Annotated in this window: 20 protein-coding genes and 1 tRNA gene; 12 read left to right on the top strand and 9 right to left on the bottom strand. The window is 66.6% G+C overall.

Annotated elements, in window-relative coordinates:
* Window positions 1-11: 11 nt before the first annotated feature.
* Window positions 12-605 carry a TetR/AcrR family transcriptional regulator gene (locus G6N57_RS12615; protein WP_070944701.1) on the bottom strand — a complete coding sequence of 198 codons (594 nt, stop codon included), beginning with the start codon at window positions 603-605 and terminating at the stop codon, window positions 12-14.
* Between the two features lie 85 nt (window positions 606-690).
* Between G6N57_RS12615 and G6N57_RS12610 the strand changes: the two genes are divergently transcribed.
* From G6N57_RS12610 to pth, 8 genes are all read left to right on the top strand, one after another.
* Window positions 691-762, top strand: a tRNA-Gln gene (locus tag G6N57_RS12610).
* 142 nt (window positions 763-904) lie between these two features.
* On the top strand, window positions 905-2,290 hold the full coding sequence (gene glmU, locus G6N57_RS12605; RefSeq protein ID WP_234815861.1) for a bifunctional UDP-N-acetylglucosamine diphosphorylase/glucosamine-1-phosphate N-acetyltransferase GlmU: 1,386 nt from the start codon (window positions 905-907) through the stop codon (window positions 2,288-2,290).
* A 197-nt stretch (window positions 2,291-2,487) separates the two neighbouring features.
* Window positions 2,488-3,468: a ribose-phosphate diphosphokinase gene (locus tag G6N57_RS12600; RefSeq protein WP_065463105.1), complete on the top strand. Its 981-nt coding sequence runs from the start codon at window positions 2,488-2,490 to the stop codon at window positions 3,466-3,468.
* On the top strand, window positions 3,469-3,831 hold the full coding sequence (arsC, locus tag G6N57_RS12595) for an arsenate reductase (glutaredoxin) (RefSeq protein WP_065463104.1): 363 nt from the start codon (window positions 3,469-3,471) through the stop codon (window positions 3,829-3,831).
* Window positions 3,828-4,472, top strand: a complete 645-nt coding sequence (locus tag G6N57_RS12590; protein WP_077742806.1) for an LpqN/LpqT family lipoprotein — start codon at window positions 3,828-3,830, stop codon at window positions 4,470-4,472. Before arsC ends, G6N57_RS12590 begins: the two co-directional genes overlap by 4 nt.
* 40 nt (window positions 4,473-4,512) lie before the next feature.
* Entirely contained in the window at window positions 4,513-5,385 is an 873-nt protein-coding gene (locus G6N57_RS12585; RefSeq protein ID WP_077742805.1) for an oxidoreductase, read from the top strand.
* Between the two features lie 169 nt (window positions 5,386-5,554).
* The gene (locus tag G6N57_RS12580; protein WP_077742804.1) at window positions 5,555-6,208 is read left to right on the top strand and encodes a 50S ribosomal protein L25/general stress protein Ctc; all 654 of its coding nucleotides are present in this window, start codon (window positions 5,555-5,557) and stop codon (window positions 6,206-6,208) included.
* Window positions 6,209-6,228: 20 nt separating this feature from the next.
* Window positions 6,229-6,804 (top strand): aminoacyl-tRNA hydrolase, encoded by a 576-nt coding sequence (pth, locus tag G6N57_RS12575; RefSeq protein ID WP_036447900.1) that lies wholly within the window; start codon window positions 6,229-6,231, stop codon window positions 6,802-6,804.
* 4 nt (window positions 6,805-6,808) lie between these two features.
* On the opposite strand, the gene G6N57_RS12570 is transcribed toward pth, so the two are convergent.
* Window positions 6,809-7,894: a metallophosphoesterase gene (locus G6N57_RS12570; RefSeq protein WP_077742803.1), complete on the bottom strand. Its 1,086-nt coding sequence runs from the start codon at window positions 7,892-7,894 to the stop codon at window positions 6,809-6,811.
* A 70-nt stretch (window positions 7,895-7,964) separates the two neighbouring features.
* Window positions 7,965-8,999 (bottom strand): 4Fe-4S binding protein, encoded by a 1,035-nt coding sequence (locus G6N57_RS12565; protein WP_077742802.1) that lies wholly within the window; start codon window positions 8,997-8,999, stop codon window positions 7,965-7,967.
* Window positions 9,000-9,107: 108 nt separating this feature from the next.
* Here G6N57_RS12565 and G6N57_RS12560 point away from each other — a divergent pair, with 108 nt between their 5' ends.
* Window positions 9,108-9,635: a DUF6611 family protein gene (locus G6N57_RS12560; RefSeq protein ID WP_077742801.1), complete on the top strand. Its 528-nt coding sequence runs from the start codon at window positions 9,108-9,110 to the stop codon at window positions 9,633-9,635.
* Between the two features lie 386 nt (window positions 9,636-10,021).
* Here G6N57_RS12560 and G6N57_RS12555 read toward each other — a convergent pair whose 3' ends face one another.
* From G6N57_RS12555 to G6N57_RS12545, 3 genes are all read right to left on the bottom strand, one after another.
* Entirely contained in the window at window positions 10,022-10,588 is a 567-nt protein-coding gene (locus G6N57_RS12555) for a DUF4189 domain-containing protein (protein WP_322790676.1), read from the bottom strand.
* Between the two features lie 114 nt (window positions 10,589-10,702).
* Complete coding sequence (locus G6N57_RS12550) at window positions 10,703-12,337, bottom strand: fatty acyl-AMP ligase (RefSeq protein ID WP_077742799.1); 1,635 nt, start codon at window positions 12,335-12,337, stop codon at window positions 10,703-10,705.
* 413 nt (window positions 12,338-12,750) lie between these two features.
* Window positions 12,751-13,719 (bottom strand): 4-(cytidine 5'-diphospho)-2-C-methyl-D-erythritol kinase, encoded by a 969-nt coding sequence (locus G6N57_RS12545; protein WP_077743231.1) that lies wholly within the window; start codon window positions 13,717-13,719, stop codon window positions 12,751-12,753.
* A gap of 55 nt (window positions 13,720-13,774) precedes the next feature.
* Here G6N57_RS12545 and G6N57_RS12540 point away from each other — a divergent pair, with 55 nt between their 5' ends.
* Both G6N57_RS12540 and G6N57_RS12535 read left to right on the top strand, forming a co-directional pair.
* Window positions 13,775-14,638 (top strand): serine/threonine-protein kinase, encoded by an 864-nt coding sequence (locus G6N57_RS12540; protein ID WP_077742798.1) that lies wholly within the window; start codon window positions 13,775-13,777, stop codon window positions 14,636-14,638.
* An 80-nt stretch (window positions 14,639-14,718) separates the two neighbouring features.
* The gene (locus G6N57_RS12535; protein ID WP_077742797.1) at window positions 14,719-16,209 is read left to right on the top strand and encodes an amino acid permease; all 1,491 of its coding nucleotides are present in this window, start codon (window positions 14,719-14,721) and stop codon (window positions 16,207-16,209) included.
* Window positions 16,210-16,290: 81 nt separating this feature from the next.
* On the opposite strand, the gene rsmA is transcribed toward G6N57_RS12535, so the two are convergent.
* The 3 genes from rsmA to G6N57_RS12520 all read right to left on the bottom strand — a co-directional run bounded on the left by rsmA (window position 16,291) and on the right by G6N57_RS12520 (window position 19,273).
* Window positions 16,291-17,202: a 16S rRNA (adenine(1518)-N(6)/adenine(1519)-N(6))-dimethyltransferase RsmA gene (rsmA, locus tag G6N57_RS12530; protein WP_077742796.1), complete on the bottom strand. Its 912-nt coding sequence runs from the start codon at window positions 17,200-17,202 to the stop codon at window positions 16,291-16,293.
* Window positions 17,199-18,326, bottom strand: coding sequence for a resuscitation-promoting factor (locus tag G6N57_RS12525; protein WP_077743230.1), 1,128 nt, complete (start codon window positions 18,324-18,326; stop codon window positions 17,199-17,201). Before G6N57_RS12525 ends, rsmA begins: the two co-directional genes overlap by 4 nt.
* Before the next feature lie 92 nt (window positions 18,327-18,418).
* On the bottom strand, window positions 18,419-19,273 hold the full coding sequence (locus G6N57_RS12520; protein WP_077742795.1) for a TatD family hydrolase: 855 nt from the start codon (window positions 19,271-19,273) through the stop codon (window positions 18,419-18,421).
* Between the two features lie 24 nt (window positions 19,274-19,297).
* Here G6N57_RS12520 and metG point away from each other — a divergent pair, with 24 nt between their 5' ends.
* The gene (gene metG, locus G6N57_RS12515) at window positions 19,298-20,845 is read left to right on the top strand and encodes a methionine--tRNA ligase (RefSeq protein WP_077742794.1); all 1,548 of its coding nucleotides are present in this window, start codon (window positions 19,298-19,300) and stop codon (window positions 20,843-20,845) included.

The following is a 20,845-nucleotide window of genomic DNA, read 5'->3' as shown; positions in this document are numbered from 1 at the left end:
GTTTGGTTGGCCTACTCCTCGTGCAGGACCGGATCCGACTCCAGATGGGTCAGCCCGTTCCAGGCCAGGTTGACCACGTGCGCGGCCACCACTTCCTTCTTGGGCTCGCGGACGTCGAGCCACCACTGCGCGGTCATCGACACCGACCCGACCAGGGCCTGGGCGTACAGCGGCGCGAGATCCGGGTCGAGCCCGCGGCGGGAGAAATCCCCGGCCAGGATCGAGGACACCTGGTTGACCGCGTCGTTGAGCAACGTGGCGTACGTCCCCGAGGTGATGGCCGCGGGCGAGTCCCGGATCAGGATGCGGAAGCCGTCGGTGTGCTCCTCGACGTAGGTCAGCAGCGCCAGCGCCACCCGCTCGACCCGCACCCGGGACCGATTGTTGGTCAGCGACGAGGTGATCCCGTCCAGCAGGGCCGACATCTCCCGGTCGACGACGACGGCGTACAGGCCTTCTTTGCCGCCGAAATGCTCGTAGACCACGGGTTTGGAGACATTCGCGCGCTGGGCGATCTCCTCGATCGAGGTTCCCTCGTAGCCCCGTTCGGCAAACAGCGACTTGGCGATCTCGATGAGCTGTTGTCGCCGTTCATTGCCGGTCATCCGGGCCCGGGGGGCCCGCACTTCCTTCTCGGGTGCTGCCACGCATATCAGGCTAGACCGTTCGACTAGAGTCTCTCCCGGACATTCCGTCGTGGTGTAATCGGCAGCACCTCTGATTTTGGTTCAGATAGTTCAGGTTCGAGTCCTGGCGACGGAGCTCACGATCCCGCGAACGACCGCAAAATCACACAAGGGCCGGCGTGTCGATGTACAGACACGGTCGCTCGGCGAAACAAGGGGATGATGTGTCGACCACCGAGGCCGCAGTCGTCGTACTGGCAGCAGGCGCCGGGACCCGAATGCGCTCGGACACCCCCAAGGTGCTGCACACCCTGGCCGGTCGCAGCATGCTCAGCCACGCCGTGCACACCGTCGCCAATGCCGCCGCCCAGCATCTGGTGGTCGTGCTCGGCCACGACCGGGAGCGCATCGCCCCCGCGGTCGGCGAGCTGGCCGACAAACTGGGCCGCAGCATCGACATCGCCATCCAGGACCAGCAGCTGGGCACCGGCCATGCGGTGGCCTGCGGCCTGAGCTCGCTGCCCGACGAATTCGCCGGCACGGTCGTGGTGACCTCCGGTGACGTCCCGCTGCTCGACGCCGGCACCTTGGCCGGGCTCATCGAAACGCACAGCGCCGCGACGGCCGCCGCCACCGTGGTGACCACCACCGTGCCCGACCCGACCGGCTACGGCCGCATCCTGCGCACCCAGGACAACGAGGTCATCGGCATCGTCGAACAGGCCGACGCCACCGAGTCGCAGCGCGCGATCCGGGAGATCAACGCCGGGGTGTACGCCTTCGACATCGCGGACCTTCGCTCGGCGCTGAGCCGCTTGAGCTCGAACAACGCCCAGCAGGAGCTGTACCTCACCGACGTCATCGCGATCGTGCGGCAGGACGGCCGGACGGTGCGGGCCATGCACGTCGACGACAGTGCCCTGGTGGCCGGCGTCAACGACCGCGTGCAGCTCGCCGACCTCGGCGCCGAACTCAACCGCCGCATCGTGGCCCGCCATCAACGCGCCGGTGTCACGATCGTCGACCCGGCCACCACGTGGATCGACGTCGACGTGACCATCGGCCGCGACACCGTCGTGCGCCCCGGCACCCAGCTGCTCGGCACCACCGAGATCGGGGCCGGCTGCGAGATCGGCCCGGACTCCACGCTGACCGACGTCGAGGTGGGCGACGGCGCATCGGTGGTGCGCACACACGGCCAGCTCGCCGTGATCGGGGCCGGCGCGACCGTCGGCCCGTTCACCTACCTGCGGCCCGGGACCATCCTCGGGTCCGACGCCAAGCTCGGCGCCTTCGTCGAGACCAAGAACTCCACGATCGGCACCGGCACCAAGGTGCCGCACCTGACCTACGTCGGCGACGCCGACATCGGCGACCACAGCAACATCGGGGCCTCCAGCGTATTCGTCAACTACGACGGCGAGACCAAGCATCGGACCACCATCGGTTCCCACGTGCGCACCGGCTCCGACACGATGTTCATCGCGCCGGTCACCGTCGGCGACGGCGCCTACACCGGAGCCGGCACCGTGCTGCGCGACGACGTTCCACCCGGCGCGCTGGCGGTGTCCGACAACGCGCAGCGCACCATCGAGGGCTGGGTGGAGCGCAAGCGTCCGGGCTCGGCAGCCGCCGAGGCGGCGCGCAAGGCCCGCAAGGAGTAGGTCGGCGACCACCCGGCCGCGAGCGTGGCGCGTGTGCACGGTATCCGTGGCAAATGCGTGCACGAACGCCACAGTCGGCACCGCTGGGCCAGGCAATCCGACGTTTCGTGTTGGCAATCTGGTAACCCGGCTACGAACTACCAGAAACGCTACGTACGATTGCTCCGTATCGATCCCCAACCGCGAAGGCAGCCATAGTGGCCACGGACTGGACCGACAATCGAAAAAACCTGATGCTGTTCTCCGGGCGCGCGCACCCGGAACTGGCGGAGCAGGTCGCCAAGGAACTCGACGTCGAGGTCACGGCGCAGACCGCCCGTGATTTTGCCAACGGCGAGATCTTCGTCCGGTTCGACGAGTCCGTGCGCGGCTGCGACGCGTTCGTGCTGCAGTCGCACCCGGCGCCGCTGAACCAGTGGTTGATGGAACAGCTCATCATGATCGACGCGCTCAAGCGCGGTAGCGCCAAGCGGATCACCGCGATCCTGCCGTTCTATCCGTACGCGCGCCAGGACAAGAAGCACCGCGGCCGCGAGCCCATCTCGGCCCGCCTGGTCGCCGATCTGCTCAAGACCGCCGGCGCCGACCGCATCGTCTCGGTCGACCTGCACACCGACCAGATCCAGGGCTTCTTCGACGGCCCCGTCGACCACATGCGCGCCCAGTCGCTGCTGTGTGGCTACATCGCCGAGAAGTACGCCGACACCGACGTCGTCGTGGTGTCGCCGGACTCCGGCCGGGTGCGCGTCGCCGAGAAGTGGGCCGACTCGCTGGGCGGAGTGCCGCTGGCCTTCATCCACAAGACCCGCGACCCGCTGGTGCCCAACCAGGTCAAGGCCAACCGCGTCGTCGGCGACGTCAAGGGCAAGACCTGCATCCTCACCGACGACATGATCGACACCGGCGGCACCATCGCCGGCGCGGTCAAGCTGCTCCGCGAGGACGGCGCCAAAGACGTGGTGATCGCCGCGACCCACGGTGTGCTGTCCGATCCGGCTGCCCAGCGCCTGGCCGAGTGCGGTGCCCGCGAGGTGATCGTCACCAACACGCTGCCGATCACCGACGACAAGAAGTTCCCGCAGCTGACCGTGCTGTCCATCGCGCCGCTGCTGGCCAGCACCATCCGCGCGGTGTTCGAGAACGGTTCGGTGACCGGACTGTTCGACGGGTCCGCCTAGATGGCTGGATCCGATGGGCGGCCCGCCGCCGTCATCTACCACAACCCCAAGTGCTCGACCTCACGCAAGACGCTGGACCTGTTGCGCGAGAACGGGATCGAGCCCGAGGTCGTGCAGTACCTGAAGACGCCGCCGACGCGTGACGAGATCAAGAAACTGATCGCCGACGCCGGGATCGACGTGCGGACCGCGGTGCGCAAGCGCGAATCCCTATACGCCGAACTCGGTTTGGCCGACGCGTCCGACGACGAACTGCTCGATGCGATGGCCGAAAACCCGATCCTGATCGAGCGCCCGTTCGTCGTCACCGGCAACGGCACCCGGCTGGCCCGGCCGATCGATTCGGTGCGCGAGATTCTGTGAAGCGGCTGCTCGCCACCGCCGCCGCGACGGCGGTCCTGGCTTCCGGCTGTGGCGCCGAAACGCCTGACTACAAGTCGATCTGGACCACGAGTTCGACGACTCCGGCCGCCCCCGCCGACAACCAGCCGGTGCCGCTGTGGCAATACCTGGAGGACTCCGGCGTCGTCGGTGAGCCCATCGCCCCCGAGAAGGTCCCCCACCTCACCATCACCATGCCGACCCCGCCGGGATGGCACACCTACAACAATCCGAACCTCGCTCCGGGGACCCGGATGATCGCCAAGGGCAACACCTACCCCACCGCGATGATGCTCGCCTTCACGTTGCACGGCGACTTCGACGTGCCCAAGGCCCTCAAAGAACACGGCTATGCCGACGCGCAGCTGTCGGAGAACTTCAAGCAGCTCAACGCATCCAACGCGGACTGGAAGGGCTTCCCGTCGGCGATGATCGAGGGCAGCTACGACCTCAACGGCAAGCGCATGCAGAGCTACAACCGCGTCGTCATCGCGAACGACGGGCTGCAACCCCCGCAGCGCTATCTCGTCCAGCTGACCGTGACCACCTATGCCGACGAGGCCGCGGCGCAGGGCCCGGACATCGAGTCGATCATCGCGGGCTTCAACATCGCCAAGAAGTGAAGCCGCGAGGAACTGCCTGCACGACCGTAGGGTGGTCAGCATGAGTGGATGGACCAGCGCCGACCTGCCCTCGTTCACCGGCCGCCGGGTGATCGTCACCGGCGCCAACAGCGGACTTGGCCTCGTCACCGCCCGGGAACTCGCCCGCGTGGGCGCCAAGGTCACCGTCGCGGTACGCAATCTGGAGAAGGGCACCGCAGCCGCAGAGACGATGACGGGCGGCATTGTCGAGGTACGCAAACTCGACCTGCAGGACCTGGCCTCGGTGCACGAGTTCGCCGACACCGTCGAGAGCGTCGACGTGCTCATCAACAACGCAGGCATCATGGCCGTGCCGCTCAGCCGCACGGCCGACGGCTTCGAAAGCCAGATCGGCACCAACCACCTCGGCCACTTCGCGCTGACCAACCTGCTGCTGCCCAAGATCTCCGACCGGGTGGTGACGGTGTCGTCGTTGATGCACTGGATCGGGCAGATCAGCCTGCGGGACCTCAACTGGAAATCGCGGCCGTACTCGGCGTGGCTGGCCTACGGGCAGTCCAAGCTGGCCAATCTGATGTTCACCTCGGAGTTGCAGCGCCGGCTGAACGCGTCCGGCTCGCAGGTGCGCGCGCTGGCCGCGCACCCGGGATACTCCGCGACCAATCTGCAAGGGCAGACCGGCAACAAGTTCGGCGAGCGGATGATGGCGACCGCCAACCGGGTTTTCGCCAGCGACGCGACGTTCGGTGCACGTCAGACGCTGTTCGCGGCGTCCCAGGACGTCCCAGGCGACAGCTTCATCGGGCCGCGGTTCGGCCAGTTCGGCCCCAGGCAGCCGGTCGGGCGCAGCCCGCTGGCCCGGCGGGTGGACACCCAGAAGGCGCTGTGGGAGCTGTCCGAGCAGCTCACCAAGACCACGTATCCGCTGTAGGCCGCAGGCTCCGATTTTCCGGAGCAGGTCCGCCTTTGCTACCCTGACCTGGCGTCACGGCGAGGGTGGACCTTATGGCCACCGTTATCGGCGGGAACTTCTTCAAGTGTTGCGCCCCTTGCCGTGCTGACGATCTGACCGCAGTACCGCAATTCAGAGGAGCAACATCATGGCCAAGGCCGCCGCAAAGAACATCCCCAACAAGCTGACCGCGACCGTGCGTACCCGCACCGGCAAGGGCGCCTCGCGCCAGGCCCGCCGCGACGGCAACGTGCCCACCGTGCTCTACGGCCACGGCACCGATCCCCAGCACCTGGAGATCAACGCCCGCGAGTTCGCCGCCGTGCTGCGCCACGCCGGCACCAACGCCGTGCTGACCCTCGACATCGAGGGCAAGGAGCAGCTGGCGCTGACCAAGGCTCTGGACATTCACCCGATCCGCCGCAACATCCAGCACGCCGACCTGCTGGTCGTGCGTCGTGGCGAGAAGGTCCACGTCGAGGTCACCGTCACCGTCGAGGGCGACGCCGCCCCGGGCACCCTGGTCACCCAGGACACCAACAGCATCGAGATCGAGGCCGAGGCCCTGTCGATCCCCGAGCACCTGACCGTGTCGATCGAGGGCGTCGAGGCCGGCACCCAGATCCTGGCCGGCCAGATCGAGCTGCCCGCCGGCGTTTCGCTGGTGTCGGATCCCGAGCTGCTCGTGGTCAACATCGTCGAGGCCCCGAGCGCCGAGGAGCTGGAGTCCGAGGGTGCCGGCGAGGCGGGCGAGGCCCCGGCCGAGGAGCCGGCCGCCGAGGCCACCGAAGCTGCCGAGTAATCAGGTAGGACATCGTCTAGATGGCCGAGCCGCTGCTGGTGGTGGGCCTGGGTAACCCCGGGCCCGCCTACGCCAAGACCCGGCACAACGTCGGGTTCATGGTGGCCGATGTACTGGCCGCCCGCATCGGCTCGGCCTTCAAGGTGCACAAGAAATCCGGCGCCGAGGTGGTCACCGGGCAGCTCGCAGGAGCTCCGGTGGTCCTGGCCAAACCTCGGTGCTACATGAACGAGTCCGGCCGTCAGGTCGGGCCGTTGGCCAAGTTCTATTCGGTGCCGCCCGGCCGGATCGTGGTCATCCACGACGAGCTCGACATCGACTTCGGCCGGATCCGGCTCAAGGTCGGCGGCGGCGAAGGCGGCCACAACGGGCTGCGTTCCGTGGCATCGGCTCTTGGCAGCAAGGACTTTCAACGCGTCCGCATCGGCGTCGGACGCCCGCCGGGCCGTAAGGATCCGGCGGCGTTCGTGTTGGAGGCCTTCAACGCCGCCGAACGCGCCGAGCTACCGACGATCTGCGAGCAGGCCGCCGACGCCACCGAGCTGCTGATCGCCCAGGGCCTGGAGCCCGCCCAGAACACCGTGCACGCCTGGTGATTCGCTACCAGGTGAACGGCTTTTCCAGGGTGAGCGTGCGCTCCGCAGCCGGGTACCAGCCCTGCGGAGCATGTTGGTCGGTGTGCAGATAGCACTGCACCCGTACCTCGTGGCTGCCGGGACGAAATGTGAGCAACCTGCTGATCGGCAGGGTCGTGATCGGCATGTGGTGGCGACTCAATGACGCCACATTCATGAAATAGGTTCCACCCCAGGCCTGCTCGATGTGAGTCTTGCCGCCGTGGGAATCGTCGGGGTTGGTATGGGTATGGCCGGCCAGCCACAGCGCGACCGCACCCGGATGCTCGGTGAGGTACCGCTCGAAAGCCCCGGAGTCCGGCTTACCGCCGACCCAGTACAGGTAGGACGCGCCCTGAGGCGTCCCCTCCGGGAACGGGCGATGGTAGTGCTCATAGAGTTTCCCGTCCGCGCCGCGGCGCACCCCCTCCCACTCCCCCGACGCCACCGTGGTGTCCTTGAGGACGTAGTGGTGCACCGTGATGACGATCGAATCACGGTTCTGTTCAACCATGTTCGCCCACCACTGGAACGTCTCGGCGGAGACCACCCCACCCGGGTTGCCGCCGAGCGTGCCCCGTCCGACGACCTGGGACGGCTCGTTGCGGTCGCTGAGCATCAGGAAGAGCAGATTGCCCACCCGGAACGAATAGCGTTCCCAGGTGCCGGTAACCGCATACGGCCGGGCATCGGCTTCGACGCCGGAGTGTGCGGTGTGCAGGCCCAGCGGATCGATCCACTTCTGCCACCACCACGCGTCGGGTTCGGAAAGACCGCTGCGGTCGTGGTTTCCGCACACCGAATACACGTCCTCGCGGCGGTGCTTGCGCAATGCCGAGAACTGCCGGCGGACCTCCCGCCCTTCGGCGTCGTCGGGCAGGCTGTGATGCGCGCCGGACATGTCACCGACGTCGACGGCGATGTCCCAGTCGAACGGCGGGCCACCTTGTGCTCCACCGAATTCAGACTGCCGGATGGCCTCGGCGAGGCTCTCCCGGCCGGACTGCCTGTCGGTTCCGACATGGGCATCGCCGAATGCCCACAGCCGAAAGTCACCCTGCTGTGTCGCCATCGTCGCGCCACGTTAGCCGTCCCGGCATATCGCGGTCGGGCGTTGCGCTCACGGTGATTCCAACGGCCGGTCAGACACCGCGGATTCCGCTGTCCACCACCTTGACGGTCTTGTGCGGGTACCGCTTCTCGGCGTGTGCCTTGGCCGCCGAGTTCGGCAGCACGTACAGCGTTTCGCGCTTGTCCTGCAGGGGTTTGAGCACCCGGTCCATGAACTCCTTGCGGTCGTCGAGGTAGGGCTCGATGACGTCCTCCCCCGCCGGGCACACCGCCAGGCAGTACGCCGCCTTGTAATTGGCCTTGAAGGACAGGCTCTGCCACATCGACGCGTTCTCCGAATCGCTGACCCGGGACCGGAAGTCGGCGGCATCGTCGCTGTCGGCGATGGTCTGTACCCAGTCGGTGAACCCACCCATGAACTCGCGGTAGTTGTGCACCGAGCAGGCCAGGAAGTCGAACTCGCCGTCCTTACCGATTGCCCCGACCGGGCAGGCCGCCACGCACAGCTTGCATTCCAGGCACGGGGAATAGTCCAGCGGCACCCCGTAACTGCTGATCGGCGTGCCGACCAGGATGGTGGCCAGCAGGATGAAGTTGCCGAATCTCGGGTGGATCACGTTGCGATGGATGCCCATCACCCCCAGCCCCGAGGCCACCGCGACGGGCTTGTGCGCCACCACCCAGATCCGCCCCGGATATCTGTCCATCTCCATCGGGAAGGTGGCCGAGGGATTCACCGCGCGGTGGCCGGCATCCTCCAGCGCACGGGTGATCCGGTGGGCAGCCTCGTTGATGATCTCCCCGCTGCGGTGGAACTCCTGGTTGGCCACGCTGCGGGTGGACGAGCGCACGTTGTCGCGGTTCATCTTCACCACGAGCGAGATGTAGCTGCGAACACCTGGCAGCGCGGCCTCGACGTGCTCGCGCTCGGAGGCCAGGGCGGGGTCGTCCACACCGGCGAAGGCGACGTCGTCGACCCCGGCGTCCAGGCACAACGTGCGCAGCCAGTCGGCGTCGATCACGTCCGGCACCGGAGCCTCCGAACGGGCGCGCACCGCGCGCACAGTCGGGTGGTCGGCCAGTCGTGGCGGGAGCTTCGGCGTCATGAGGCTGAGTATAGTTATCTATACTCAGCGCGCAAGGATGCGGTCCATGGGCGTAAAGAAACCGTTCGAGGCCGATGCGGGCGCCTTCGCAGCGGGTACACCGGAGGTATGGACGCGATCCGACTACTGAGTCCATTGCTCGACGGCTCTCGGGCGTGGGGTTGTGTGCAGGTCAGGCCCGGCCGCTTCGGCATCACCTACTACCGGCTTGTGGTGTACCCGCCCGGCCTGAGTACCTCCGAACGCCGCTTCGTCCGACTGGCCCGGGGCTGGCCGCTGTGGGGAATGTTCCTGTGGCTGCTGTGCCAGCTGTGGCTGGGCGGGCAGATGTCGCCGTGGCCTGCCTTCGGAGTGTCCACTGCGGTGTTCCTCGCCGCCGGAGCGGTGGCGCTCGGCCTGTCCGGCAGCGCATTCCACGGCGTGCGAACGCTGAGCGCGACGACGATGGCCGGCTGTGACGATCCCGGATCCGCAGCGGCCCGCGAGCGCCTGGTCGTGCTGGCCGTCGAGCTCTTACACGCCGACGAGTGCCTCGCCCGCGGCGACATCACCGCCGTCGACCACGAGCTGATCTGGTGGCGGGTCTACAACCGGATGTGCGCCGACAAGCCGGCAAACACCCAGCACAGCAACTGATGTCGGCCGTGCATCACCCCGCCGGAACCACAGTGGGCGGGCGCATCACGAAAGACACGCCCGCCCACCGAGGTTCGGTTCAGCGAAGGACTAGCGGCGAGCCCCCGGCATGCCCAGCCACGGAAACACCGGAATATTCGCCGGCGGCGCCGTCGTTCCCGGCCTGGCCTTGATCGAGGTGCTGCCATTCGTCGTGCAGATCGTCTTGGTGGCAGTGTCCTGGCAGGTCGGTCGGGCGTTCGCAACCGGAGCCGAAACGACCGATACGGCAGCCAAACTCGCCATCAAGAATGCAAACCCGCGACCAGTCATCATGCCCTTCCCTTTCCGCGCCATGACCACCCCCGAAGTCTCATGCGCTGCACGCGCCGACATCTGCCCGCTCATCACGGGCAGGCCGATACGACGACAGGGGAATCCGCATCGAGCGGGGTGTTGTTCGCCGCGGCCTTGTTGAACGCATCCTGACGAGCGGCCTCGACCGTCGCACCGGCACCGCCGGCCACCACGTGATTGCTGTCGCTCGCGACGGACACGATGCAGAGGTTGTCGTTGGTCACCTCGTCAGCGGTGCACTCCACACCTCCAGCGCTCTGGCAGGCCGCGATGACCGCCGCCGAGGCCTCTTCGCTCGTATCACCGGTAGCGGTGAAACCCGCTATGGTGTCGACGAATTCGCCCGTGCCGACAGCGGCAAAAATATCTTCGGGGTCCTCGACATAACCACCGGGACCACCCGCCCACGCGGTGCCCGCGGTAATCCCGGCAGCAATAACGCCCGCGCCGAGGATCGCCGAAACCCATCGGGATTTGGCCATTCCGATCCTCTCTTCAAAAGTGGTTTCCGCGACAGAATACGCAAACATTGCGTGAACGAAGGGCAAATTGACTGCGCTGTCATTGCATTTGATGCCGGCACAGGGTAATCGCCACGTCCGTATCGCGAAAAGCACACCAAAACCTGGTGTGTCGAGAGGGGTGCTCAGTCAGAAGCGCGCGAGCGTGCGCAAAGTGTTGCCCGCGAGCGGCGTGTCGGGCTGCAGACGCGCACGCTCGCGGTGCAAAAACTAGGTGACCAGGGAGACCGAGTTGGCGCGGCGCAGCTTGCCCGACGGAGTCTTCGGGATGCTGCCGGGTCCGAGCACCACGACATTGCGCGGACGCATGTCGACCTCGGAGACCACCTCGTGAGCCACCTGATGCTCGATCCGGCGGACCTCGGCCGGATCCTGCCACGCGTTGGACTCCACCGCGACGGCGAAGGTCTCACGCGAATGTCCGGCGTCCAGACGCACCGCGACGGCACAGCCGGGGCGCACGCCCTCGACGCGGCCGGCCGCTCGTTCGATGTCCGTCGGGTAGATGTTGCGCCCGGCCATGATGATCACGTCCTTGACGCGACCACACACGATGATGTTGCCCTCTTCGGTGATGTAGCCGAGGTCGCCGGTGTCGTACCAGCCGTGCTCGTCCTGGGCCGGCAGGAAACCGCCCATGGTGATGTAGCCGGGGGTCAGCGATTCGCCCCGCAGCTCGATGACGCCGACGCCGCGAGCGGGCATCACATCACCGTGCTCGTCGACGACGCGGGCCTCGAGGTCCTTCAGCAGCGGGCCGAGTGAGGCCAGCCGCTTGGTGTTGCCCTTGGTGGCGGGCACGGCGCGGCGCAGCGCGGCCAGCAGGTCGGCGTCGACCTCGTCGACCACCAGGCCCGCGTTGCACGGGGAGAACGACACCGCGAGGCAGGTCTCGGCCATGCCGTAGGCCGGCAGGATCGCCGACTCCGGAAGACCGAAGGGCTTGCCCGCGTCGAGCAGGTCCTCGACATCGGCCGGCTCCACCGGCTCGGCACCCGAGAGCGCGAACCGCAGCGTGGACAGGTCGTACTCGCCCGGCTTGGCCTGACGGCGCAACCGCTTGGCGAACAGCGCATAGGCGAAGTTGGGCGCCGCGGTCATGGTGCCCTTGTACTTGGTGATGAGCTTGGCCCACAGCAAGGTGTCGCGCAGGAAGTCCATCGGCGTGACCTTGACGAGCTCGGCGCCGAAGTACATCGGGATGGTCAGGAAGCCGACCATGCCCATGTCGTGGAAGCAGGGCAGCCAGCTCACCATGACGTCCTTGTCGACGTCGTACTCCGCACCGATGAACATCGCCTCGGCGTTGGAGTGGATGTTGCGGTGCGTGATCTGGACGGCCTTGGGCGACCCGGTCGACCCCGACGTCAGCTGCATCAGCGCCAGATCGTCCTCGCCGGTCTCCACCGGGTCGATCGGGTCGGCGGCCAGCAGGTCGGCGATCTTGACGACCTTGATGCCTTTTTCTTCGAGCACCGGGATGGCCACCAGGAACGGCTCGGAGACGATGACGGCGTCGGCCTCGATCATGCCGATCACGTTCATGGTGTCTTCGGCCCACACGGCCAGGTCGGTGCGCGGGGTCGGCTGGTGCAGCATGGTCAGGCTCGCGCCCCGCATCCACACGCCCTGCGCCGTCGGCGCGATCTCCACCGGGAAACCGGCCAGCACACCGACCGCGTCGCCGTGGCCGATTCCGGCGGCGGCCAGGCCGCCCGCGATCCGCCGGGCCCGCTCGTGAACCTCACCCCAGGTGTGGCGAACCGGCTCATGCGGCTCGCCGGTCACCATGCCACGCTTGCTCTCCCGAGCGTTGCGGAACATCTTCTCGGTGAATCTGCTCACGACGACCTCCTTGGCTTCCGCGGCGCGGGCACCGGCGACAGTGCGCCAGGTGCAGTTGCCCGGTTATCCATGCTCCGCCCGCTGTGCACCGCTTTTGGGTAGGCGCGCGCACACGATTGGGGAGCAGTTATGTCTCGAAAAGGTGATGCCCCGGTGCCGGGGATACAGCTTCGCGACCGCCCACCGTAACGGGCGGCGGGCGCATATGTCGCATCCGATGCAAGATCGCTAGCATTCACCGCCGCTCATCTTAAGAGACCCTTAAGTAACTGGCCAAACGCTCGCAATAATTGAGGCCTGCGTCACAGCCTCAGGCCGTACGCACCCTGTAGAGCGCCGTTTTCTACCCAGGGGTTGTCCAGCACAGTTTGCGCAGCCCTGACGTCGAAAACGGTGGGCGACAGCCGACCGCGTCAGGCCGAGGTGGAGGGCTCGGGGACGACCCTGGCCCCACTCACCGGACCGCTGGCCACCCGCACCGTGCGGCACACACCGGCCCCGGCCAGCTCCGCGCCGACGTCGACCGCCGACGTCGACGACGGGCACAGGAACGCACACGTCGGACCGGATCCGGACACGATGCCGGCCAGCGCACCGGCCTCCACCCCGGCGCGCAAGGTCCGGCGCAGCTCCGGATACAGGCTCAGCGCTGCCGGCTGAAGGTCATTGCCCAGCAGGGCGGCCAGTTCGGCCGGATCCCCGGACGCCAGCGCGGCCAGCACGGGCTCGGGTTCCTCGGCGCGCGGCGGGCCTCCGGTCGAGGTGTCCGCGCGCAGCCGATCCAGCTCGCCGAACACCTTCGGGGTGGAAAGACCCTTGTGCGCGAATGCCAGCACCCAGTGGAAGGTGCTGCGGGCCAGCACCGTGGCTAGCTCCTCACCGCGGCCTGTGCCCAGCGCCGTGCCGCCGTGCAGCGCGAACGGGACGTCGCTGCCCAACCGGGCGGCCAACGCATGCAGATCCCGCCGGGGCACGCCGAGCTCCCACAGCGTGTTCATCGCCACCAGGACCGCGGCGGCATCGGCGCTGCCGCCGGCCATGCCGCCGGCCACCGGGATCGACTTCTCGATGCTGATCGCCACGTCCGGCGACCGGCCCACGTGCTCGGCCATCAGCTCGGCGGCGCGCCAGGCCAGGTTGCGCTCATCGGTGGGCACCGACTCCACGCCCTCCCCCGCGACCGTCAGCGACAACATGTCGGCGTTGCGCACCGTTACCTCGTCCAACAGCGACACGGCATGGAACACCGTGGTGAGGTCGTGGTAACCGTCGTCGCGTACATCTCCGACGGCCAGGTACAGGTTCACCTTGCCGGGGACGCGCACGGTGACAGAGCCGGTGGGGACCCACTCGGACGCGGTACTGCCGTCGGATGCTGACACGGCCACGACACTATCGCCGCCAACCCGCGGTTGTCGGTGAACTTAAGCTGAGACGGTGCCCTCACCCGAGGTGATCGTCGCGGGATACACCGCGGTGGAAGTCGTGGGACGCGGCGGCTCAGCGGTGGTCTACCGGGCCACGAGCCCCGAAGGCGGCGCCGTCGCGCTCAAGGTTCTCGATGAACACCACCGCGGGCCCACCCAGCAGGCCCGGCTGCGGCGGGAGTTCGATCTCGCCGGCCAGCTCGACCATCCCAACATCGTCAGCGTCTACCAGGCCGGGCCGTACTGGCTGGCGATGGAGCTGGTTACCGGCGGAACCATCAGCGACCTGCCGGCCCTGCCGGTCGCGCGGGATCGGCTCACCGCGTTGGCCCAGATCGCGGATGCCCTCGATTTCGCCCACCGCCTCGGAATCGTGCACTGCGATGTGAAACCCGCCAACATTCTTGTCGATCAACCATTTTCGAGGGCAGTGCTGATCGACTTCGGCGTCGCTCACTCGGTGGCCGAGGATGTCGCGGTCCGGCTCTCCCACGACAGTGGCCGACTCACCCTGGACCCGGCCCGCAAGATCACCCGGCGAGGCCCGGAACCCGCCCCACAGGTCCAAGCCTCACTGCCCTACGCGGCACCCGAGTTGCTCACCGGTCGCGCCCCTTCGGCAGCCACCGACGAGTACGCGCTGGCCTGCACCACCGTCGAACTACTCACGGGCTCCCCGCCGTTTGCAGCAAACACCGCAATCAGCATGATCGAGCAACAATTACACCAGGCGCCACCCCGGATCTCGCGGCGCGCGGCTTGGATTCCGCGTGCGGTCGATTCGATATTGGCCAAAGCGATGGCCAAAGATCCTGATAGACGCTATGACTCAGGTAGAGAGTTCATCGAACTGATCACCCGGGCATTACGCTAGTTCTCAAACCGGCCACCCGTTACGCACGTTTTACACTCGCCGGGCATTCGACGACACAATCGATAGCTAACGTCCGCGAGATGTCATCAGCAATCGAGTACGACACATCGACACTCGCCCATGAGGACGAGGGTTACCACAAAGGCCTCAAACCGCGACAGCTGCAGATGATCGCCATCGGCGGCGCGATCGGCACCGGACTCTTCATGGGGGCAGGCGGTCGGCTGCACACCGCCGGACCCGGGCTGTTCATTGTCTACGCGGTGTGCGGGTTGTTCGTCTTCTTCATCCTGCGCGCACTGGGTGAGCTTGTGCTGCACCGGCCTTCGTCGGGATCGTTTGTGTCTTACGCCCGGGAATTCCTCGGCGAGAAGGCGGCCTACGTCGCGGGCTGGATGTACTTCTTCAACTGGGCGTGCACCTCCATCGTCGATGTCACCGCCATCGCGCTCTACATGCACTATTGGGGCGCGTTCAAGGCCATTCCACAGTGGACCATCGCACTGATCGCCCTGGTTATCGTGCTGACCGTCAACATGATCTCAGTGAAACTCTTTGGTGAGATGGAGTTTTGGGCTGCCTTGATCAAAGTGGTAGCCCTGGTTACCTTTCTGATCGTCGGGATCGTGTTTCTGGCGGGCCGGTTCACCGTAGAAGGTCAGGACACCGGATTCTCTGTGATCGCCGACAACGGCGGGTTGCTGCCCACCGGGCCGCTACAGCTGGTGATCGTCACCTCGGGAGTGATATTCGCCTATGCCGCAGTAGAATTGGTTGGAACCGCCGCCGGCGAGACGGAGAATCCGGCGAAGGTCATGCCGCGGGCAATCAACTCGGTGATAGTACGGATCGCCTTGTTCTATGTCGGATCACTCGTTCTGCTGGCCCTACTGCTGCCGTACACCAGCTATCAGCAGGGCACCAGTCCGTTCGTGACGTTCTTCGCCAAGATCGGGGTACCCGCGGCAGGCGACATCATGAACTTCGTGGTTCTGACGGCGGCGCTGTCCAGCCTGAACGCCGGCCTGTACTCCACCGGGCGGATCCTGAGGTCGATGGCGATGAACGGCAGCGCCCCGGGCTTCACCGCGAAGATGACCAAGCGCGGCGTCCCGTTCGCCGGCATCGCACTCACCGCAGGGTTCACCGTGCTCGGGGTGTTCCTGAACCTCGTGGTGCCCTCAGAGGCGTTCAACATCGCGCTGGATCTCTCGGCGCTGGGCATCATCGCGTCCTGGGCCACCATCGTGATCTGCCAGATCCAGCTGTATCGATGGTCGAAGAAGGGCATCCTGGCGCGACCGTCGTTCCGGCTGTTCGGTACGCCGTACACCAGCTACGCCACCCTGGTGTTCCTGATCGCGGTGACGGCTCTGATGTGTTACGAGAACTATTGGAACCTGGTCGCACTGCTGGTGATCGTGCCGGCCCTGATTGCCGGTTGGTACCTGGTGCGCGATCGAGTGACGCAGATGGCCACCGAACGGATCGGCTACACCGGCAACTACCCCGTGGTGGCCGAGACGCCGCTCATGGACGAGTTTCTGGACAAGGACCGGGCCCAGGACTGAGCGGCGCCGCACCAGAACAACGAAATGGCTGCCCCGAGTCGCTCGGGGCAGCCATTTCGTTGTTGTCGAGTATCCGACCCGCTAGGTGCGGGCCGTGTCGCGTTCGGATTGGCCGGCCGCGGCCTCGCCCTCAGCCTCCTTGGCCCGCTGCAGCAGGCGCACGAAGTCGGCGATGCCGAGCGTCTCACCACGGCGCGACGGGTCGATGCTGGCGGCCAGCAGCCGCTCCGCCGACTCGTTACCCGAACCCGCCCAATCGGCGAACGCGTTGCGGGAGGTCTTGCGCCGCTGCGCGAATCCGATGTCGATGAGCTTGAACACCTCATCGCGGAACGCGGCGTCCGTCGGCCACGGCGACGTCTCGTACCGGTCGATGCGGACCAGTCCGGAGTACACCCGCGGAATCGGCCAGAACACCGTCGGCGACACCATGCCGTGCCTGCGCACGTTTCCGTAGAAACGCACCTTGGCACTGGGGACGCCGTAGTCTTTGCCGCCCGGTTCGGCCGCCAGTCGCTCGGCCACCTCGGCCTGCACCATGACCATCACCGTCCGGATCGACGGGAACTCGGCCAGCAGATGCAGCAGCGCAGGAACCGCCACGTTGTACGGCAGGTTCGCCACCAGCGCCGTCGGCTGTTCGGTCAGATCAGACGGCATCAGGGTCAGGATGTCCTGGTTGATGACGGTGAGCCGGTTGATCTCGCTGTGCGAGTGATCGGCGATGGTGGCAGGCAATTGCTTGGCCAGCACCGGATCGATCTCCACTGCGGTCACCTTGGCGCCACGGTCCAACAGGGGCAGGGTCAGCGACCCCAGGCCCGGTCCGACCTCCAGCACATGGTCGCTCCGGTGAATCCCGGAGGCCGACACGATGCGCCGAACAGTGTTGGCATCATGAACGAAGTTTTGGCCAAAGGCCTTGCGTGGACGAAAGTCGATTTCTTTCGCCAAGCGTCGTATCTCGGTCCGCCCGAGCAGTCGAATAGTCAGCGCGCCCCAATCCTCCCACTACACACTGGCCAAGCTCCCCATCCCTGCCGGGCCTGTGTCACGGTAGCAATCGCAATCTGCTCTTCTCTTGTCGCCAGATCGGCCCTCGGAGCATACCGCAGACCACCCTGTCGCTCCCAGGTGTTTTGGTCGAATTGGACGCCGCCGTAGAACCCGTTGCCGGTGTTAATGGCCCAGTTACCACCCGCTTCACACTGCGAGAGGGCGTCCCAGGCGGCCCCGTTGGTAACCGGCGGAACTTCGGTGCCGGGCTTTGCTCCGACCCGCAGCACGCCGTCGCGCGCCGGGTCGATCACGACATTGGCTACTGGCAACCTGCCGGTCTCCACACCGTTCACCTTCGCCACCGCGTAGGTCACGTCCTGGGTGCCCGGGGCGCCGGGGTCCTCGACGACCTTGCGGCTCATGTTCAGCTCGGGATCTTCGATGCGCTTGTTGCCCGGGGCCAGCGGCACCCGTTCGGTGACCTTCTCGATCCGCATGCGGGTCACCTGGATCTGCATACCCTCCGTGACCGGTGTCGATGCCGCCGGAACCACGGTGTCGTTCTGCTCCAGCGGAGCACCCGCGGCCGCGAGCAGACCTGCCACGTTCGGGGCCGCCAGGTGCACCGACTGCACCTTGCCGCCGTCGTCGATCCGGACCGTCTTGGCGCTCACCACGGGCAGTGCCATCCCGCCCAGCGGCACCCTGCTGCCGCGGGACGCCGCAGCCGGCGCCTTGTCGGTCATCTTCAGCTGCGCCAGGGCCTCATCCACCGTCGAGGCGGTGGTCCACACCTGCTTGCTGTCATTGCCGTCCAGCGACAATTCCAGGGGCCGGCTGCGGCGCAGGACGATGGTGTCGGCCTGGTTCACGGTCTCGTCGGCGGCGGGGTAAAGATCATCGCGATCGCCTACGGAAAATCCGTTCTCCTCGACGACGTCGATCACCCGGGACTTCATCGTCGTCACCGTCATCGGCGCACCGTCGACGCTCAGCGTCACGGTCTTGTGCGATCCGACGGCGTATCCCCCGGCCGCGGTGAGCGTGACCAGAAGGGCGCCGACCACGCCGCGCAGCAGCGGCGATCGGGATTCATGAATTCGGTTGAGGGCGTCCATTATCACCAGCATTTCGGCTCGGACGGCATAGTTCACCGCCGGCGGTTGAGCTTTGATCACAAGACGGTAACGAAAAGGCCTAGCTCCGGCAACTAGACCGGCGGGCTCCCGTTAAGTCCGTACACCCGCGCCGCAGTGGCTGCGGTCTCGGACGCGACCTCCTCGGCGGGCCGGTCCAGCAACTCTGCGAGTGCCCGCACAGTGTATGGGAGGCAGTACGGCTCGTTCGGGGCTCCGCGGAACGGGTGCGGGGTCAGAAACGGCGCGTCGGTCTCCACCAAGAGCTGGCCCGACGGGATCACCCGGGCCGCTTCCCGCAGTTCAGCGGCGTTGCGGAAGCTGACCGTGCCAGAAAGGCTCAGCACCCAGCCGGCCTCGACACAAGTGTGAGCCATCTCCGGTCCCGACGAAAAACAGTGAAAGATCACTGTCTCCGGCGCCCCCTCGGCGCGCAGCACGTCGAGAACCTCGGCATCGGCGTCGCGGTTGTGGATCATCAACGGCTTCCCGGTGCGCTTGGCCAGGTCGATGTGCCACGCGAAACCCTCACGCTGCTCGGCGGGCGTCGCGCAGCCGTCCAACCGGCCCGGCCAGTACAGGTCCATCCCGGTCTCCCCGACCGCCACCACCCGCGGATGAACAGCCAGCCGCTCCAACTCGGCCTTGGCCGCGTCGTCGAGCACGTTGGCCCGGGTGGGGTGCAGCGCCACCGCCCCGAAAACCCGCTCATCAGCCTCGACGGCGGTGGTCACCCACCGTGCCGAGTCCAGATCATCGGCGATCGTGACCGCCTGGCCCACCCCGACGGCGGCCGCACGGTCCATGATCGCGCGGACATCCGCAGCGGTCTGCGCGCCGCAGGCGTCGAGATGGGTGTGTGCGTCGACCAGCGGAGCCAACGGCTCGGGGGCTGGCGGCTTCTCCCTGGCTGTGCGTTTCGAACCCACCGCAACACCATAAGGTGGGACCAAATGAGTGAGCCTTTCTACATAACTACGGCCATCGCCTACCCCAACGGTGCGCCGCACATCGGGCACGCCTACGAGTACATCGCCACCGATGCGATCGCCCGGTTCAAGCGACTCGACGGCTTCGACGTGCGCTACCTGACCGGTACCGACGTCCACGGCCAGAAGATGGCCGAGACCGCCGCCGCCGAGGGCATCTCGGCCGCGGAGCTGGCCAACCGCAACTCCGACGTGTTCCAGCGGCTGCAGGAGAAGCTCAACATCTCCTTCGACCGGTTCATCCGCACCTCGGACGCCGACCACTATGAGGCGTCCAAGGAGATCTGGCGCCGGATGAACGAGGCCGGCGACATCTACCTGGGTACGTACGCCGGCTGGTACTCGATCCGCGACGAACGGTTCTTCGCCGAGGACGAGACCACCGCCGGGCCCGACGGCACCCGCACCGCGATCGAGACGGGCACCCCGGTCACCTGGACCGAGGAGCAGACCTACTTCTTCCGGTTGTCGGCCTACGCCGAGCGCCTGCTGGCCCACTACGAGGCCCACCCCGAGTTCATCGGGCCCGATGTGCGCCGCAACGAGATCGTCAGCTTCGTCTCCGGCGGGCTGAAAGACCTGTCGATCTCGCGGACCACGTTCGACTGGGGCGTGCCGGTGCCCGACCACCCCGACCACGTGATGTACGTCTGGGTGGACGCGCTGACCAACTACCTGACCGGTGTCGGATTCCCGGACGTGGAGTCGGAGGCGTTCGGCAAGTACTGGCCCGCCAAGCTGCACATGATCGGCAAGGACATCATCCGGTTCCACAGCGTGTACTGGCCGGCGTTCCTGATGTCGGCCGGAATCGCACTCCCCGAACGGGTTTTCGCGCATGGCTTCATCAACGTCAAGGGCGAGAAGATGAGCAAGTCGGTCGGCAACGTAGTAGATCCGATCGCGCTCGTCGACACCTTCGGACTCGATCAGGTGCGCTACTTCTTCCTGCGTGAGGTGTCCTTCGGCCAGGACGGCAGCTACAGCGAGGAAGCCATCATCGGCCGGATCAACGCCGACCTGGCCAACGAGCTGGGCAACCTGGCGCAGCGCTCGTTGTCGATGGTGGCCAAGAACCTCGACGGCGTTGTGCCCGACCCGGGCACGTTCACCGACGACGACACGGCCCTGCTCAGTGCGGCCGACGCCCTGCTGGAACAGGTGCGCGCGCACTATGACGTGCCGGCGATGCACCTTGCGCTGGAAGCGATCTGGTCGGTGCTCGGCGCGGCGAACCGCTACTTCTCCGCGCAGGAGCCCTGGGTGCTGCGCAAGTCCGAGGATCCGGCCGACCAACAGCGGTTCGGTACGGTGCTGTACACGACGCTCGAAGTCGTGCGTATCGCAACACTGCTCACGCAGCCCGTGATGCCGGACTCGACGGCCAAACTGCTCGACCTGCTTGGCCAGCCGACCGACGCACGCGACTTCGGCTCGATCGGTACCCGGATCAAGCCCGGTACCGAATTGCCCGCTCCGACGGGGGTATTCCCCCGCTACCAGATGGACTGA

This window comes from Mycolicibacterium boenickei (genome assembly GCF_010731295.1).
GTDB lineage: Bacteria > Actinomycetota > Actinomycetes > Mycobacteriales > Mycobacteriaceae > Mycobacterium > Mycobacterium boenickei.
This window is presented reverse-complemented; position numbering and strand designations above follow the sequence as displayed.

Bases quoted from the DNA above. Each gene is read 5' to 3' on its own strand.
- G6N57_RS12585 (WP_077742805.1), top strand. From the start codon at position 4,513: ATGAGTGGATGGACCAGCGCCGACCTGCCCTCGTTCACCGGCCGCCGG.
- metG (WP_077742794.1), top strand. From the start codon at position 19,298: ATGAGTGAGCCTTTCTACATAACTACGGCCATCGCCTACCCCAACGGT.
- G6N57_RS12565 (WP_077742802.1), bottom strand. From the start codon at position 8,999: ATGACGCCGAAGCTCCCGCCACGACTGGCCGACCACCCGACTGTGCGC.
- G6N57_RS12580 (WP_077742804.1), top strand. From the start codon at position 5,555: ATGGCCAAGGCCGCCGCAAAGAACATCCCCAACAAGCTGACCGCGACC.
- G6N57_RS12535 (WP_077742797.1), top strand. From the start codon at position 14,719: ATGTCATCAGCAATCGAGTACGACACATCGACACTCGCCCATGAGGAC.
- G6N57_RS12615 (WP_070944701.1), bottom strand. From the start codon at position 605: ATGACCGGCAATGAACGGCGACAACAGCTCATCGAGATCGCCAAGTCG.
- glmU (WP_234815861.1), top strand. From the start codon at position 905: ATGCGCTCGGACACCCCCAAGGTGCTGCACACCCTGGCCGGTCGCAGC.
- G6N57_RS12560 (WP_077742801.1), top strand. From the start codon at position 9,108: ATGGACGCGATCCGACTACTGAGTCCATTGCTCGACGGCTCTCGGGCG.
- arsC (WP_065463104.1), top strand. From the start codon at position 3,469: ATGGCTGGATCCGATGGGCGGCCCGCCGCCGTCATCTACCACAACCCC.
- pth (WP_036447900.1), top strand. From the start codon at position 6,229: ATGGCCGAGCCGCTGCTGGTGGTGGGCCTGGGTAACCCCGGGCCCGCC.
- G6N57_RS12525 (WP_077743230.1), bottom strand. From the start codon at position 18,326: ATGGACGCCCTCAACCGAATTCATGAATCCCGATCGCCGCTGCTGCGC.
- G6N57_RS12570 (WP_077742803.1), bottom strand. From the start codon at position 7,894: ATGGCGACACAGCAGGGTGACTTTCGGCTGTGGGCATTCGGCGATGCC.